19 protein-coding genes, 2 tRNA genes and 1 pseudogene are annotated in these 15,087 nt (G+C 69.1%); 9 read left to right on the plus strand and 13 right to left on the minus strand.

Annotation, left to right across the window (positions count from 1 at the left end; all coding sequences use genetic code 11):
• The first annotated feature begins 40 nt into the window (after positions 1–40).
• Together ACYVKI_RS10855 and ACYVKI_RS10860 are read left to right on the plus strand one after the other, a co-directional pair.
• Positions 41–970, plus strand: a complete 930-nt coding sequence (locus ACYVKI_RS10855; RefSeq protein ID WP_460690364.1) for a M23 family metallopeptidase — start codon at positions 41–43, stop codon at positions 968–970.
• Between the two features lie 8 nt (positions 971–978).
• Positions 979–1,188 carry a phage holin gene (locus ACYVKI_RS10860; RefSeq protein ID WP_460690365.1) on the plus strand — a complete coding sequence of 70 codons (210 nt, stop codon included), beginning with the start codon at positions 979–981 and terminating at the stop codon, positions 1,186–1,188.
• 73 nt (positions 1,189–1,261) lie between these two features.
• On the opposite strand, the gene ACYVKI_RS10865 is transcribed toward ACYVKI_RS10860, so the two are convergent.
• The 7 genes from ACYVKI_RS10865 to ACYVKI_RS10895 form a co-directional block, all read right to left on the minus strand.
• Positions 1,262–1,579 carry a hypothetical protein gene (locus tag ACYVKI_RS10865; protein WP_460690366.1) on the minus strand — a complete coding sequence of 106 codons (318 nt, stop codon included), beginning with the start codon at positions 1,577–1,579 and terminating at the stop codon, positions 1,262–1,264.
• A gap of 99 nt (positions 1,580–1,678) precedes the next feature.
• Positions 1,679–2,281, minus strand: coding sequence for a hypothetical protein (locus tag ACYVKI_RS10870; protein WP_460690367.1), 603 nt, complete (start codon positions 2,279–2,281; stop codon positions 1,679–1,681).
• Positions 2,278–2,493, minus strand: coding sequence for a helix-turn-helix domain-containing protein (locus tag ACYVKI_RS10875; RefSeq protein WP_460690368.1), 216 nt, complete (start codon positions 2,491–2,493; stop codon positions 2,278–2,280). Before ACYVKI_RS10875 ends, ACYVKI_RS10870 begins: the two co-directional genes overlap by 4 nt.
• A 2-nt stretch (positions 2,494–2,495) precedes the next feature.
• Positions 2,496–2,717: a hypothetical protein gene (locus tag ACYVKI_RS10880; RefSeq protein WP_460690369.1), complete on the minus strand. Its 222-nt coding sequence runs from the start codon at positions 2,715–2,717 to the stop codon at positions 2,496–2,498.
• 14 nt (positions 2,718–2,731) lie between these two features.
• A complete protein-coding gene (locus ACYVKI_RS10885) occupies positions 2,732–3,058 on the minus strand; it encodes a GNAT family N-acetyltransferase (protein ID WP_460690370.1) in 327 nt (108 codons plus the stop codon).
• Between the two features lie 107 nt (positions 3,059–3,165).
• A complete protein-coding gene (locus ACYVKI_RS10890; protein ID WP_460690371.1) occupies positions 3,166–4,299 on the minus strand; it encodes a tyrosine-type recombinase/integrase in 1,134 nt (377 codons plus the stop codon).
• Positions 4,300–4,397: 98 nt separating this feature from the next.
• Positions 4,398–4,485, minus strand: a tRNA-Ser gene (locus tag ACYVKI_RS10895).
• 137 nt (positions 4,486–4,622) lie between these two features.
• Between ACYVKI_RS10895 and ACYVKI_RS10900 the strand changes: the two genes are divergently transcribed.
• From ACYVKI_RS10900 to ACYVKI_RS10915, 4 genes are all read left to right on the plus strand, one after another.
• Positions 4,623–5,411: a class I SAM-dependent methyltransferase gene (locus ACYVKI_RS10900; protein WP_460690372.1), complete on the plus strand. Its 789-nt coding sequence runs from the start codon at positions 4,623–4,625 to the stop codon at positions 5,409–5,411.
• Positions 5,412–5,492: 81 nt separating this feature from the next.
• A complete protein-coding gene (locus ACYVKI_RS10905; protein WP_460690373.1) occupies positions 5,493–6,479 on the plus strand; it encodes an NAD(P)H-quinone oxidoreductase in 987 nt (328 codons plus the stop codon).
• Between the two features lie 173 nt (positions 6,480–6,652).
• Entirely contained in the window at positions 6,653–7,087 is a 435-nt protein-coding gene (locus tag ACYVKI_RS10910; RefSeq protein ID WP_460690374.1) for a hypothetical protein, read from the plus strand.
• Positions 7,088–7,194: 107 nt separating this feature from the next.
• Positions 7,195–9,204, plus strand: a complete 2,010-nt coding sequence (locus ACYVKI_RS10915) for a glucose PTS transporter subunit IIA (protein WP_460690375.1) — start codon at positions 7,195–7,197, stop codon at positions 9,202–9,204.
• On the opposite strand, the gene ACYVKI_RS10920 is transcribed toward ACYVKI_RS10915, so the two are convergent.
• Positions 9,195–9,815 (minus strand): flavin reductase family protein, encoded by a 621-nt coding sequence (locus ACYVKI_RS10920; RefSeq protein ID WP_460690376.1) that lies wholly within the window; start codon positions 9,813–9,815, stop codon positions 9,195–9,197. The genes ACYVKI_RS10915 and ACYVKI_RS10920 overlap by 10 nt on opposite strands.
• A 116-nt stretch (positions 9,816–9,931) precedes the next feature.
• Positions 9,932–10,369, minus strand: coding sequence for an NUDIX hydrolase (locus ACYVKI_RS10925; protein WP_460690377.1), 438 nt, complete (start codon positions 10,367–10,369; stop codon positions 9,932–9,934).
• 141 nt (positions 10,370–10,510) lie between these two features.
• Between ACYVKI_RS10925 and ACYVKI_RS10930 the strand changes: the two genes are divergently transcribed.
• Positions 10,511–11,215 carry a pentapeptide repeat-containing protein gene (locus ACYVKI_RS10930; RefSeq protein ID WP_460690378.1) on the plus strand — a complete coding sequence of 235 codons (705 nt, stop codon included), beginning with the start codon at positions 10,511–10,513 and terminating at the stop codon, positions 11,213–11,215.
• Between the two features lie 36 nt (positions 11,216–11,251).
• Here the strand turns inward: ACYVKI_RS10930 and ACYVKI_RS10935 are convergent.
• Together ACYVKI_RS10935 and ACYVKI_RS10940 are read right to left on the minus strand one after the other, a co-directional pair.
• A pseudogene (locus ACYVKI_RS10935) lies at positions 11,252–12,028 on the minus strand (SDR family oxidoreductase).
• Positions 12,029–12,054: 26 nt separating this feature from the next.
• Entirely contained in the window at positions 12,055–12,546 is a 492-nt protein-coding gene (locus ACYVKI_RS10940) for a MarR family winged helix-turn-helix transcriptional regulator (RefSeq protein WP_460690379.1), read from the minus strand.
• 151 nt (positions 12,547–12,697) lie between these two features.
• On the opposite strand from ACYVKI_RS10940, the gene ACYVKI_RS10945 reads away from it, so the two are divergent.
• Together ACYVKI_RS10945 and ACYVKI_RS10950 are read left to right on the plus strand one after the other, a co-directional pair.
• Positions 12,698–13,159, plus strand: coding sequence for a DoxX family protein (locus ACYVKI_RS10945; RefSeq protein ID WP_460690380.1), 462 nt, complete (start codon positions 12,698–12,700; stop codon positions 13,157–13,159).
• 66 nt (positions 13,160–13,225) lie between these two features.
• The gene (locus ACYVKI_RS10950; RefSeq protein WP_460690381.1) at positions 13,226–13,651 is read left to right on the plus strand and encodes a hypothetical protein; all 426 of its coding nucleotides are present in this window, start codon (positions 13,226–13,228) and stop codon (positions 13,649–13,651) included.
• Between the two features lie 98 nt (positions 13,652–13,749).
• Here the strand turns inward: ACYVKI_RS10950 and ACYVKI_RS10955 are convergent.
• Both ACYVKI_RS10955 and ACYVKI_RS10960 read right to left on the minus strand, forming a co-directional pair.
• Positions 13,750–13,825 (minus strand) — tRNA-Thr (locus tag ACYVKI_RS10955).
• Positions 13,826–13,948: 123 nt separating this feature from the next.
• The gene (locus ACYVKI_RS10960) at positions 13,949–14,959 is read right to left on the minus strand and encodes a universal stress protein (protein WP_460690382.1); all 1,011 of its coding nucleotides are present in this window, start codon (positions 14,957–14,959) and stop codon (positions 13,949–13,951) included.
• Between the last annotated feature and the right edge of the window lie 128 nt (positions 14,960–15,087).

Consider the following 15,087-nt stretch of genomic DNA (forward strand, 5'->3'; position numbering starts at 1 on the left):
CCTGTACGGACGGGCCGCCCGCAGATGAGGAGGAAGACCAGTGACCACGTTCAGCTCACCAGTCCCGGCGAAGTCCCGGCTCACCAGTGCCTTCGGCCGTCGCTGGGGCACTCTCCACGCGGGCACTGACTACGGTCCTCCGACTCCGGGACGGAAGGTGTCCGTGTACGCCGCCGCAGACGGCAAGGTGGTCCGCACCGGGCGCAGCGACGGCGGCCCCGGCGCTTCCGTGGTGCCCTGGCACTCCGGTCACGGCGTCTGGATCGATCACGGAACCATCGGCGGCGATCGGATGCGGACATACTACGGGCACCTCGACAAGATCATCGTCCGGGTCGGGCAGCGCGTCCGTGCCGGTGAGCAGATCGGCGTCATGGGCGGCTCCGGGGCGCGCAGCATGTCCGACTTCCCGGTGCATCTGCACTTCGGTGTGGCCCAGAACCACGACCGTCCCGTGCTCGCGGCTCCCCGGCTGGGCGCGCCGGGATGGATCGACGCTGACCGATGGCTGCGCTCCAAGGGCGTGACGGTCGGCGAGGACCCCCCCGTCACACCGGTGGCGTCATCGGGCACCTCGTCCAGCGGGTCGAAGGCGGCGACGGATCACGCAGTGCCCAACTCGACCCTCACGAAGCGCATGGACGCCATGGGCTACCCGCGTCAGCGCTGGATGAAGGATCGCGTCAAGCGCTACCAGGAGTCACAGCGGTTCGGCGGCCTGGTAGCAGACGGGCACTGGGGGGACGTCACGGAGGCCCACTTCCAGTGGGTCCGTCGTCTCCAGCAGGCGATGAACCGATGGAAGGGCAACAAGATCGCCGTAGACGGCGACTACCGGGCGCAGACGCAGAACCGGGTGACAGACCTGATGAGCCGGAACCATCGTCGGGCCTACAAGGGGATCATCGACGGCGTTCCCGGCCCCATCTTCTGCGGGATGCTCGGCATCCCCACCCACCCAGGACGATAGGAGTACCGATGCCTTCACGCATCATCCATGACACGAAAACACGCAAGTACCTGTACGGTGTGACAGTCGCCGTGATCCCGCTGCTCGTCACACTCGGCGTACTCACTGAGGATGTGGCCGGGCAGGTTGCACTCATAGCCGCCGCCGTGCTTGGTGTCGGCACGTCTGGCCTCGCCGCCGCGAACACCGAACCGGAGCCTGAGCGGCCTGGAGTATAAAGGATATAAAGCGAACAAAAGACGCGCCCCGTCTCCCGAGTGGGAGGCGGGGCGCTTTCTTGTGTCTTGGGGGTCAGCGGTTCCATGAGGCGACTCGTGCGCCGGGGCGGCGAGTTGCTGGGGTGAGGGCCTTGGTGAAGTGCTCCACAGCCTCGTCGTCGCTCATGGTCTCGCCGGGCGCTGGGAGGACATCGGCGCTGTACCAGATGTCGCGGTCTGCGTCGTAGTCGTAGACGAGGACTGACCAGCGGCCGGGTGAGCTTTCGACGGGGACCTCGCGCATCATGCCGACGACGTAGGCGGTGGCGGTCTTGCCTCCGCCGATGTTCTGCGGGCGGGTCCGGGCGTTGTTGCTAGTAGCGATTTCCTGGATGCGGGTGGTGGTGTCCATTGTCCCGGCCTTTCTGTGCTGGTGTTCCCTTGCCGTACCTCTGGTATGACACATGTATCACACCAGCGCAAGCCCCCCCCACTGGGAGACCAGTGCACCTCACGCCCGCCCCAGCAGTTCCAGATAGTGGTGATTGCCCGCCGCCACGGCTTTCCGCACATTCGACACGGCCGCGTAGGTGCGCCCCAGGTCGCGGGCAATCTGAGCCAGCGGGATATCATCCCGCATGGCGTACTCGACATCCGGGCCGGTCCACGGGGAGGTGTGCTGACGCGCCGTCCGCCGAGACAGGTCATTGCGCGCCGCGAGGAATGACCTCATCGCTGCGGCACATGGCTCACAGTCACATCCTGCCTGGTAGGTCTCGGTACGGCCGTGCTCGTACTTGTCGGGGTCGAAGCCGTCCAGTCGGCGAACCCGCTCGGCCCGCTTGTACTCCCGGCGCGCCTCTACGCACACCTCGCATCGGCACTTATGCCAGGACCAGCCGCTCGGCGTGCCGTGTGGGACCTGTGTCGGGTGCGCCGCGTGGCCGTCGTGCTCGACCCCCATACGGCGCATCGCCAGACGGATACGCTCCTCCAGATAGCCCAGACGCTCACCAATCTCAGCCTTCGTCATCTGGTGAATCTCATCCCCCAGCGAGAGGATCGCCTCCTCCACCTCGCGGGCGTCCTTGCGCTTCGACAGCCGGACCATCATCGCCTCTGCTGAGGCTTGGCCAGCCGGTAGACGCGGGAGCGGTCCACCCCGAGAGCGTCGGCTATGGCCTGTGAGCCTGCCCCCCGGTCGAGAGCACTCTGCACCACCATCGCCCGCTCAGCTACTTTCTCGGTGACCTCCTGCTCAGCGGCCGCGACCGCCTCGTGAGCGGCGATCACCTCATCAATTAGCCGATCATCTGTGCCGGACATGGTCACCCCTCCTCGGTGGCGTAGGACTCGACTGCAGCCCAGAAGCCCTCGGTGTCGACGGTCTGCACGAAGCCCTGCAGCTCTTCGCTGTACTCGTGGGTGGCGTCGGCGATCGCGTCGAGGTTGTACTCGGCGGCCGCGTCGTTCACTGGTGATCCGGCGGCTTCGATGGCCTGGGTGATGTGGGTGATGACGTCTGCTCGTGTGGTGTGCATGGCGCTCATCCTCTCGATGCTGCTCAGTCCTGGGTGCAGTAGCAGTGGGTGATTTCGCAGGTCTCGATCTCGTCGCCTCCGACAGCGGCGGCGAATGCGGCACCTTCGGGGGTGCGGTGGGCCTCGTATGCGTGGTACACGTCCATCTGGTCGGTGGCGGTCTCCCAGAGCTCGGTGGCGATGCCCTCGCGGCGGCGGTCGGCGGCGACCTCGATCTGTGCGACTTCCTGGGTGTCGGTGGTGACGTAGAGGGAGCCGATGACCTTGCCCTCGTCGGTGGCCTCCCAGATGTGGGAGGTGTTGTCGCCCTCGCTGTAGCGGCCTGTCCGGTAGGTGATTGTGTAGGTCATGGCTTCCTCCTTTGCTGTGATTCCAGTATGACACATGTGTCACGCGGATGCAAGCGGCATGGCAAAGAAAATGCCCCGCCCACCACGGGCGGGGCGCATTCTTGCGTCTACCGGTCGATCTGCCCCTGACCACCCAGCGCCTTAGCCGCAAAGCTCGCCGCCTGATACTGAGCGTCGGGCATGAGGTGCGCGTACACGTCCTCCGTCACCGTCACGCTGCCGTGCCCCATGTGCCGGGAGAGCTGGAAGATGCTCATGCCTGCGTCCAGCATCAGTGAGGCGTGCGTGTGGCGGAGGCTGTACAGGCTGGGCGTCTTGGTGAGCTTGCCGTCCTTCCGCGCCTGAGCCACCGCAGCGCGCCACGATGCACGGAGGGTGGACCCGTCGATGCGCTTGCCTGTGGACCCCAAAAACAGGGAATCGATGGGGGAGCGCCCTTCGACATAGGGGCGGAGCGTGTCCACGGCAGAGGGAGGCAGGCCTACGGATCGCACAGACTTCTTGGACTTCGGCGTGCCTACGTAGTCGCCGGATTCGCGGTTCTGCTTCATGGCCTTAGTGACGCGCACGGAGGGCTGGCGTGCGGTCAGGTTCACGTCCTCGACCAGGAGCGCCCGGAGTTCACCGGGGCGCAGGCCAGTGGCGAGCATGAGGCGCATCGGGTCGCGGTGCCCTGGCCTGGCCCTGTCGATGATCGCCTCGGCTTCGGACAGTGTGAGGAACATGTCTCGTTCTTCGCGTGGCTCTGCCTCGGGGAGCATCTTGTGGTTGTACGGGTTGCTGGTGGCCCATCCGCGTTCTACGGCGTGGTCGAGTACGCCGGTGAGGTAGCCGCAGACGTTGCGGATCATCTTGACGGATAGGCTCTTGTCTTCCATTCGTCCGATGAGGTTTCGCACGTCGTCGTCTGTGATGGTGTCGCAGGGGAGTCCGCCGAGTGCTGGGCCGATGTGGTTGCGCATGTAGGACTGGTAGGTCTGTTTGGTGTAGGGCGCGCCTCGGAGGCGTTCGAGGTAGTGATCTGAGGCAGACACGAGTGTGGGTGTTTCGGTGTTGGCGCGTTCGAGCATGAGTGCGGCTTTGTCGGCGTCGCCTTTGGTGGTCTCGACGGCGCGCTTCCACCTCAGGGCGTCTTCTTCTGTCTGGTAGGTCATGGGTGGCTGCTTGATGCCGTCCATGTACCAGATGACCCGGTAGGTGGTGGACCCCGTGGTGTTTGTGCGCCGCTCGATGCTTGCCATGTCCCCATTCTACCGTGCGTGAGGGGATATTTTCGGGCCGCGAGGGGATATTTGCATGAGTAAACCCCCGGATCGGCTTGATTCCGGGGGTTTCTCAGCGGAGCGCGTGGGATTCGAACCCACGGTGCGGGGTTGCCGCACACCGGTTTTCAAGACCGGCTCCTTCGGCCGCTCGGACAGCGCTCCAGGTGTGATGTCACATCGACGACGGGGTCAGGCGCTGGCGGGGAACTCCGGTGGTGTCGCGCTGATGTGAAAACCTAGGCTCAGACTATACGCGAGGTGGTCGGGCGCCATCGAGTCGAGCCCTGCGGGAGAGACACATGATCGATTTCACCGCCGCGCAGAACGCGCGCACCTACTCCGGTCGTCGTGCCCACCCGACTTGGGCCGAGCACCTCAGTGCCCTCGTGGATCCCCACGGCGCCGACGTCGTCGACATCGGCTGCGGGGGAGGGATCTACAGCCGAGCCTGGCGGGATCTCGGGGCGGACCGCGTCGTCGGTGTCGATGCCAGTGCCCTGATCCTCGCCAGCGCGGCCGAGGATCACCGGGACGATCCGCGGATCAGCTTCCGGCAGGCTGACGCGCTGGCGACCGGACTGCCGGAGGCCTGCGCCGACATCGTCTTCTCCCGCGCCCTGGTCCACCATCTGGAGGATCTGTCGGCCTTCACCCGCGAGGCGCGGCGGCTGCTGCGCCCCGGCGGCACGCTCATCATCCAGGACCGCACCCTCGACGACGTCGACCAGCCCGCCGACGTCGACCTCCCCGGTGGGGCCCGTCATCTGCGCGGCTGGTTCTTCCAGGAGTTCCCGCGCCTGCGGGAGCTGGAGGCGGCGCGACGTCCCGATGTCGTTGCGTTGCGCCAGGCCCTGCAGGACTGTGGCGCCCAGGTCGAGACCAGCACGGTCTGGGAGGTCCGCGCCGAGCATCCGGACCGGGAGGCGCTGATCGCTGATCTGGCCGGCCGCACCGGGCGGAGCATCCTCCACGAGCTCGACGACGTCGAACTTGCCCACCTGGTGTCCGTGGTCCGGGCCAGCCTGCCCGAAGGGCCGGTGATCGAGGCCGACCGCTGGACCCTGTGGACCGCCGAGGCGCCGGGCTGACGGCAGCCCCGCCGATCCAGTCCCACCGAACCAGCCCCGCCGATCCAGCCCCACTTACCGAAGCAGAACCGAAGGAGCACCATGCGAGCAGTCGAATACGTCGGAGCAGGCGGCCCCGAGGTCATCGGACTCACCGAAGCGGAGGACCCCGTGCCCTCCGCCGGTGAGGTCCTCATCGAGGTGGCCGCCGCCGGACTGAACCGTGCCGACGTCATGCAGCGTCTGGGTGTCTACCCACCACCGGCGGGCGCCTCGCCCGTCCCGGGGCTGGAGGTCTCCGGTCGGGTGGTCGCCGCGGGACTGGGCAGTCCGGCGGCAGTGCAGGAGCTGGTCGGCGTCGACGTCGTCGCGCTGCTGGCAGGGGGCGGACACGCGGAGAAGGTCGTGGTCGACGCCCGCCACGTGCTGCCGGTGCCCCAGGGGGTCGACGTCGTCGACGCGGCCGGACTGATCGAGGTCGCCGCCACCGTGCACTCCACTCTGCGCGGTGAGGCGGACGTCCAGCCCGGCGAGACCGTGCTGGTCCACGGCGGCACCGGCGGCATCGGCACCTTCGCGCTGCAGTTCCTGCGCGCCCTCGGAGCCACCACGCTCACCACGGTGGGCAGCCCGGAGAAGGCTGAGCTGGCGCGCAGCCTGGGCGCGGACCAGGTGATCGACTACCGGCAGGAGGACGTCCGGACCCGAGTGGAGGAGATCACCTCAGGGCGAGGTGCCGATGTCATCCTCGACGTCGTCGGCGCCAAGTATCTGGAGACCAACCTGAAGAGCCTGGCGCCCGCGGGCCGGCTGGTGATCATCGGGCTGCAGGGCGGGCGGAAGGCCGAGGTGGACCTGGGGCTGCTGCTGGCCCGCCGCCTGCGGATCATCGCCACCACCCTGCGCTCGCGCGACGCGGAGGCCAAGGCCGGCATCGTCGCCGCCACGGGGGAGGAGGTCTGGCCGATGATCGAGGACGGCCGGATCACCGTGCAGACGAACCGGGTCTTCGCCCTCGACGACGCCGCGGCCGCCCACGCCTACTTCGACAGCGGCCGCCACACCGGCAAAGTGCTGCTGCGTCCCTGAGTGTCCCTGAGCGTCCCTGAGCGTCCCTGCTGACCGACGGACAGGCGTTGCACCCCGTGGTCGCCGAGGCGCCTTCCGGCTCGACCGGCATGGGTAGACTTGCTGTTCGTCGCCCCAGGAAGATGACCAGCCCGCCCGGCGCGCAGCCGGCCCAGCACGCAGGTGGAGGATGCATGAAGCTCTTTGCGCGTCGTCGCCGGGGTCGCCGCCTCGACAAGGATCTCGGGCGGGGCCTCTGGCGGCAGGCCCATGACCGCTTCGTCCGCGGCCTGGACCGTTATCACCAGGTGATCGCAGGCGTCGACGACGACGTCGTCCACAACCAGCTGGTCGCCATCGGCGACGAGCTCGCCGACCAGCTCCCGAGCGTCAGGGACCTGTGCAGCCATGCCCACCGGCTCTTCCCGGGGGAGGGGATGGACATCCCCGGGCGGGCCTCCGAGCTGCACTCTCAGCTCTCCAAGGCCGCCAACCATGTGGCCACCACGGCGGAGGCCGCCGCGATGGTGCGCCTGGGCAGCGCCGAGGTGATCGCGGTGCGGCGTCGCGCCGATCGGGTGCTGACCAGCCTGCAGGACGCCGAAGCCGCCCTGGAGCGCCTCGGCTGACGCGCCCCTGACCTGGTGATCCGCCCGGGGCTGGCCTATACTCGCGGAGCCGGGAGCCGCACGCTTCCGGCCGCACCAGGAACAGCAGCCAAGGAGCCCGCGAACGGATGAGCACCACAGACCATCGTGCTCTCGCCGAGGACATCCTCGACGGCGTCGGCGGAGCTGACAACGTCACCTCCGCCGGGCACTGCGCCACCCGGTTGCGGCTGGTGCTGCGGGACGAGTCGGCGGTACGCGCAGAGACGCTCAAAGCACTGCCCGGAGTGGTCACGGTCATCAAGGCCCACGGTGAGCTGCATGTGGTCACGGGGGAGCGTGCGGAGCTGACCCATCAGGAGCTCGAGCTGCTGACCCGCCGTCCGGTGGGCACCACCCCGGAGCTGAGGATTCCCTCTGCGGCACGCTCCCTGCGCGGGCTGGGCAGCCGGACTGTCGCCATGCTCGCCGCCGTCTTCGCCCCGGTGATCTGGCCGTTGGCCGCCGCAGGTCTGCTCAAGACGGCCGTGCTGGTGCTCGGCCAGCTGGGCTGGCTGGATCCTGACGCCGGCACGTTCACTGTGGTGCACGCGGTCTCGGAGGGCATCTTCCTGTTCCTTCCGCTGTTCCTGGCCGTCACAGCCGCCCGCCGCTTCGGCGCCCAGCCGTTCACCGCCATGGCGGTGGCCGCCGCCCTGGTCTACCCCTCGATCCTCGACATCGGGGAGTCCCGGGCACCGGGAGCCACGCCCACCGGCTCGCTGCTGGGTGTGCCGTTCCCGATCATGGTCTTCGCCGCCTCGGTGATCCCGATTCTGGTGGTCGTGCTGGTCCAAGCGTGGGTGGAGCGCGCCCTGGATCGGATGCTGCCCGCCGCCCTGCGCAGCGTGGGCACTCCGCTGATCACGCTGCTGGTGGTGGTCTTCGCAGCCCTGGTCCTGCTGGGCCCGACCGTCGTCATCGCCGGGCAGGGGCTGGTGGCCGGTGTGGAGGGGATCCTGGACTCCGCTCCCTGGCTGGCCGGAGTGGTGCTGGGCGGCCTGTGGCATGTGCTGACCATCCTCGGACTGCAGTGGGGCATGCTGGGCACCATCGCCGAGTCGGTGGGGGAGGACACCTCCGGGGCCCCGACGACGGCGACCCTTCCGGCCGTGATCGCCGCCGCCGTGCTCGCTCAGGCCGGGGCAGCGATCGCGGTGCTGCTGCGCACCCGCTCTCAGGCGCGTCGCAAGATCGCCGGGGCCTCCTCCGTGGCGGGGCTGTTCGGCGGAATCTCCGAACCGATGATCTACGGCGTCACCCTTCCGCTGAAGAAGCCCTTCATCTTCGGGATACTCGGCGGCGCCGTCGGTGGTGCGGTGACGGCCTCCTCGGGGGCGGCTGCGGCGGAGATGGTGCCGCCGGCGTTGGCCGGGGTGCCGGCGATGACGGCCCAGGGCTCGTCGGTGCTGCTGCTGGTGGGGCTGGGGGCGGCGCTGCTGATCGGACTGGTGCCCACCTGGCTGTTGGTGGACCGGGAAGCCGCGGATGAGAACCCCGATGCCGAGCCGGACCCGGAGCCGGCGACGACGTCCACGATGATGGCGGTGGCACCCTCGGCGCAGCCCACTGCGGAGCGGGCTCGGCGCGGACCCATGCCCTCGGCTGTGGAGATCCTGGCACCGCTGCCCGGGCGGGTGCTGCCCCTGGACGCGATGGAGGACGAGCTCTTCGCCTCAGGCACTGTCGGGCCCGGTGCGGCGATCCGGCCGGTCAACGGGCATCTGGTGGCCCCGGTGGCCGGTGTGGTGATCGCGGCTCCGGCGGGCGGCTATGCCTACGGCATCCGCACCGACGACGGCGTCGACGTCCTGGTCCACTGCGGCAGCCACACCCCGGAGCTGAAGGGGGAGGGATTCGCTCCGGCGGTGCGCCGCGGAGAACGGGTCGAGGTCAGCCAGCCTCTGGTGGATGTCGATCTGGAGCTGATCCACGGAGTCGGGTTCGACGCCATCACCGCGGTGGTGGTGACCAATGCGGGCGACTTCGCCTCGGTGACGCCGACCGAGGCGACCGACGTCGAGCCCGGGGATCTGGTGCTGACCGTCATCACGGCGGAGGAAGCGACGGAAGGCTCGACCGAGGACGCTCAGACCTGAGGGCGGTGCATCTGCACCAGATCGTCCTCGCGGATGCGGAAGTAGTCCGCCGGGCCGCCGCCGCGCAGCAACGGGTCCGCCGCGGCCGTACGGTAGATCCCGTCGTCGAGCAGCTCGTCGTCGATGTGGACTCCCAGGACCTCTCCGAAGACCATATGGGCTCCGGTGTCCTGCCCGGAGGCGTCGGTCAAGGGCAGGATCTGGGTGCGGCGGCATTCGAAGACCACCGGCGCCTCGGCCACATGGGGGACGCTGACCACGCGAGAGTCGGCCGGAGTGAGACCGGCCAGATCGAACTCGTCGACCGCGGCGTCCACTTCTGCGGAGGTCTGGTTCATCTGCTCGCCCAGCTCGGCGGTGACCAGATGCCAGCAGAACTCCCCGGTGGCCTCGATGTTGGCCACGCTGTCCTTGTATCCGGTGCTGGCGAATCCGATCAGCGGGGGTGCGGCGTGGAAAGCGTTGAAGAAGCTGTAGGGAGCCAGGTTGAGCCGACCCTCGGCCGACTGTGTGGAGACCCAGCCGATGGGTCGGGGACCCACGATCGCCTTGAACGGGTCATGGGGCAGGCCATGGCCGGAGGCCGGCTCGTAGAAGTGGGTCGGGCGCACAGCCGCGAGCGTAGCAGGTGGGCACGGCACCGGTCAGCCGAGCGGCTTCCTCAGGGGGCGTCCTGGGGTGTCTCGGGGAGTCTCGGGGAGTCTCGGGGTGGTTCAGACGGGGCGGTTCAGACGGAGGTGAGCAGCCCGGCCTGGCGGCGGGCGACGTCGACCAGCCCGACCCGGTGCAGCTCGTCGATCTCCTCGGGGCGGAACCAGGCGACGTCGTCAGTGGAGCCGCCCTGCTCCACACGCAGGGAGCCGCCGGTGATGTGGGCGCGGTAGATGATCCGCAGCGCCTGCAGCGGCGTGCCCAGCTGAGCCGCCTTCCGCCGGTCTCCGGGGATGACGGCACTGTCCACGCCCAGGATTTCGCCGAGCTCGACGTCGTAGCCGGTCTCCTCCAGCACCTCGCGCACCGCCGTGTCGGCCGGATGCTCGCCGGGTTCCATGCCTCCGCCGGGCAGGGTCCAGCCGGTTCCGATGCCCTCATCCCGCCAGTGCGGCAGCAGCATCCGGCCCTGGTCGTCGGTGATCACGGCGTACACGCCCACTCTCAGGTCCACGGTCCCGGACTCTACCACCGGGGCCGCACAAGTGGTCAGGGGCGGGGGATCTCCGCGGACGGCGAGCCGGGTGCTCCGGGCCCCGGTGCTTCTGGGGCTGGGCTTCCTGAACCTGTCAGGGCAGACCGATAGCCTCGGCTCATGCCGACCTCCCGCCGCGCTCCTCGACGCGCCTCGCCTGGAACAGTCCCCCTACCGGTGCCGCACCCGCCCCGGCTCGATCTCCGTGCCCCGGCGGATCTGCTCCCCGGCGAGCTTCGCGAGCTGGTGGTCAGCCCGCATGCTGAAGGACTGCGGTTCACGGAGCAGTCGCTCACCGGGGATGACCTCACCGGGGCACGCCTTGTGGAGTGCGAGCTCCTGGACGTCGAGCTGCAGGAGGTGGCGCTGACCGGCGCCACCGTGGCGGAGTCGCGGCTGGTCCGGCTCACCAGCCCGCACCTGGCGGCGGCCCGGTCCACCTGGCGTGCGGTGGAGTTCCTCGGCAGCCGGATTGGGGTGGCCGAGCTCCACGACGCCGGGATCTCTGAGCTGCGGATCGCTGACTCCAAGCTGGACCTGGTGAACCTGCGCGGCGCCTTGCTGACCGACGTCGTCTTGGATGGGTGCACGCTCACCGAGCTGGATCTCGGCGCGGCGGAGGTACGCCGGATGCAGGTGCAGGACTGCGCCATCGGCACCCTGGATCTCACCGGTGCGGATCTGCAGCACGTGGATCTGCGCGGAGCAAGGGTGTCCCGGATCGTCGGCCTGGCCGGACTGCGCGGGACCACGATCAGCCCGGAGCAGCTCATGGACCTTGCCCCCGCGTTCGCGGAGCACCTGGGCCTGGATGTGCGGGACTGATGCGCAGGACCGCCGGACAGGCAGGGACGCCGGGGCTCAGTCCTCGCGGGGCCTCCCACGGGCGAACCCGCCCTCGGTGCTGAGGACCTGGCCGGTGATCCATTCCGCTTCTGGGGTCATCAGCCAGGCGATGAGCCGCGCCGGATCATCCGGACGACCGAACCGCCCACGGGGGAACATCGAGGCCACCCGCCCCCACATCTCCGGGGTCATGTAGCCGGTGTCCACCGGGCCGGGGTTCACCGTGTTCACCCGGATTCCGGTTTCGGCGACCTCGTCCGCGATCGTAGCGGTGACCCCCGCCAGGGCGGCCTTCGCGGCCGCATAGGCGATCTCGCCGGGCATGGGCCCCTCGCCCTGGCCGGAGGTCATGAAGACGATCGAGGCACGCGCGTCCACGGCCCAATGCCGGTCCAGCATCTGATCGGTCAGCTCGCCGAGCGCGCTGTCGCGGCCGCTGAGCGCCTGGTTTCACACCAGTCCGTCCAGACCACCGAAGGTCTCGACGGCGGCGTCGATCACCCGCTCCGGCGCGCCGGTCTCGGTGAGATCGGCACCCAGCTCCTCGAGTCGTGCACCGGGTGACAGATGCGTGGCGATGCTGGCCATGACGGCGTCGAGGTCGTCCGCACCATAGGGCTGTGCGGCGTCATGGGCGCGATGGTGGTGGCAGAAGACCTCGGCGCCGTAGGCAGCCAGCCGGCAGGCGATCGCGTGCCCGATGCCGTCACGGCGGCTCACACCGGTGATCAGCATCTTTCGTCCGCGCAGCGGCATCGGATCACGGGACAGTGAGCTGGTGCTGTGGGTCATGAGCCCATAGTAGGTCTGGAGTCGGTTCAGGAGTCGTGACGGCGGTAGACCGGGATGAGCCGGCCGTCCGGGTCGAGGCGTTCCAACATGGCCTCGGCGATCTCACCGAGCTGGTCGACCTGCTCATCGGCGAGCGCGTCGATCACATGATGGCGGACCGTGGCGACGTGCCCGGGCGCGGCATCCTGGACCTTCTCCCAGCCGACGTCGGTGAGTCTGGCGCAGGTGACGCGTGCGTCGTCGGGACTCCGTCGGCGCTCCACCAGGCCGCGGTCCTCGAGCCGACGGATCACATGGGAGAGTCGGGGGAGGGTGGCGTTGGTGCGTGCCGCCAAGGTGCTCATCTGCAGGGCTCGCTCCTCGGTCTCGGAGAGGATGGCGAGCACGTAGTACTCGAAGTGGGTGAGGCCGGCGTCGCGACGCAGCTGGGTGTCCAGCACGCCAGGGAGCAGCTCCAGCACCGCGGTCAGGCGCACCCAGGAGGCCAGCTGTCTCTTGTCCAACCATTGAGCGTCCACAGGATGATTCTCACCCAGATGAGTTGAAGGAACAACTGTGCTGCCTTAGGCTAGTTGTAGCAACAACAAAAACCTCCGGTGCTCTGACCTCGCGGCCCTGCCGAGCAGCTGCACCGGGGCGCTCTCATCCGTGTCGAAAGGCTCTCTTCAGATGCATGCTCTGCTCCGCCCCTCCGCCGCCGCGCCGGCGCTGACCGACCTGGCCCTGCTGATCGCACGCGTGGCCCTCGGTGTCATCCTCGTCGCCCACGGCTGGCAGAAGTTCGACGAATGGACCGTCGCGGGCACAGCGGCCTCGTTCGAAGGCATGGGGATCCCCGCCCCGACGGCGAGCGCGACCCTCGTCACCGGTGTCGAGCTGATCGGCGGCGCACTGCTGATCCTCGGGCTGCTCACTCCGGTGGTCGCCGCCCTCAACGCGGTGTCCATGCTGGTGGCGCTGTTCCTGGTCCATGCCCCTGCGGGGCTGTTCGTCTCCGAGGGTGGCTACGAGCTGGTCCTGGCGCTCTTCGCCGGGTTGATCATCCTCGCCGTCGGCGGGGCCGGACGCTTCAGCCTGGACCGGCTGATCTCTCCGGCGAAGGGTCGGCGGCGGGCACCGGCGCGCACCTGAGGCGATGAGCCGCATCGCCTGGCCGACGGCGGACCCGACCCGGGTTCCAGTGGTAGCCTCCGGGGCATGAGGACGACGACGGTGGTGACGTGGCTCGCCGCGGCGGCACTGGTGAGCGGATGTGCCGGAGGCGAGGAGCCCACTGACCTGGAGGTGACCGACGCCGGTCATGGGGGTCACTCGGACGAGCTCGGCGAGCTGGAGGTCACTGTCGGTGACGAGGCCCACCGGATCGCGCCCACTGAGGTCCGGTGCTCCGGCTCCCCGGAGGAGACCCATCACCTGATCGCCACCACCGAGGGGCACGCGCCCCGGGCCGAAGTGGCGGGTGATCATTTCGTGCTCGTCAGGCTCGCTCAGGACGAGCGCTCCCATGAGACCACCAGCTCCGAGGGTATCGACCTCAGCGACGGACAGGTGACGTTCGAGGCCGCCGACGTGGGCGACGCCGTCGTCCACGGCACCCTGCACTGCGGTACCTGGGAGCAGTGACGCACGTGTCGCTGCACCGGCCGTGGTGCTGGCGGCCTGCTCCGGGCGCAGCAGAGCCCCTGGCCAGAGACTTCTGACCAGGGGCTCCGCTGCGCATCTGGAGCCACCTGCCGGAATCGAACCGGCGACCTATTCATTACGAGTGAATTGCTCTACCGACTGAGCTAAGGTGGCCTGCGCGCCTGTGGCAGCTGCCCACGCGCGCGATCCATTACATTACTCGGCTCCCCTCGCGCCGGTCAAAACGGGAGGTCCTGTGGGCGCCACCTCGCCGGGAGCAGAGCACCTGGCCTCACCTCAGAGCACCGGTGAATGCGCCCCGTGGTCCTCCAGTCGGTCATCGGCCAGCCGCGGCACCACCTGCACCGGGCCGCTGGCCTCCATCAGGACACTGCGTGAGACCGACCCCAGCAGGGCGCTGGTGAGGCCGCCGCGGCCCCGGGTGCCGAGCACCGTCAGCTGTGCCCGCTCGGTGGCGGAGGCCATCACCTGGCTGGGAGACCCCTCGTCGAGGTGGCCTTCGACCGTGAGATCGGGGAAGTGGGACCTCAGCCACCGGGTCTCGCCGTCGAGGCGATCCTGCAGCTCCTGCAGCTCCGCTCGGGTCAGGCCGGACTCCTTGGCGGTGCGCGAGGAGTACCAGAGCACGGAGGAGTCGATGCGGGGCAGCGCCAGCAGCAGCTCCAGCCGGGTGCCGCGGCTCACCGCCGCCTCGGCGGCGTGCAGGGCGGCGACCCGTCCGTGGTCCGAGCCGTCCACACCCACGATGACCGGACGGTCGTCCGGGCGGGCGGTGAAGCGGGTGGCGCCGCCGATCAGATCAGGGTCGTATCGCCGATTGACCACCACTGTGGGACAGTGCGCGTGGGCGGGCAGTGCGGAGGCGACCGACCCGAGCAGCCGACCGACGAACCCGCCCCGGCCGCGACCGCCGACCACCGCGTAGGCGGCGTTCTCCGAGCGGGCGACCATCACCCCGGCGGCGTCGCCATGCTCGACCCGATACTCCAACGCCCCGGGGTAGCTGCGCAGATACTCGCGGGCCTCGTCGAGCGCCTCTTCGGCGCCGCGGCGGGCCAAGGTGTCTCCGGTGATCTCCGCGGCCGAGTCCACATAGCCGGCGACGGCGCGCGGGACCGTGAAGGCGCTGATCACGGTGAGGGGGAGGCCCTGGCGGTTGGCCTCGACGGCCGCATAGCGCAGGGCTCTGGTGCCTTGGTCCGAGGCGTCGAATCCGACGATGACTCCCAGCCCGCGGGATGCGCGGGTGTAGGGGATGGCGCGGCGATGGCGAGCGTCCTCATGCATGGTGACCTCCCGGGCACAGCGACGGAATGGAGCGGGCGACGACGATGCTCACCACCGCTGGCGAGGACACCGTCCCCCAGCTGGGACCATTCTATCGAAGGGCGGCCCCGCTCAGGAGGGATGCGGGC

The organism is Nesterenkonia suensis (assembly GCF_054782935.1).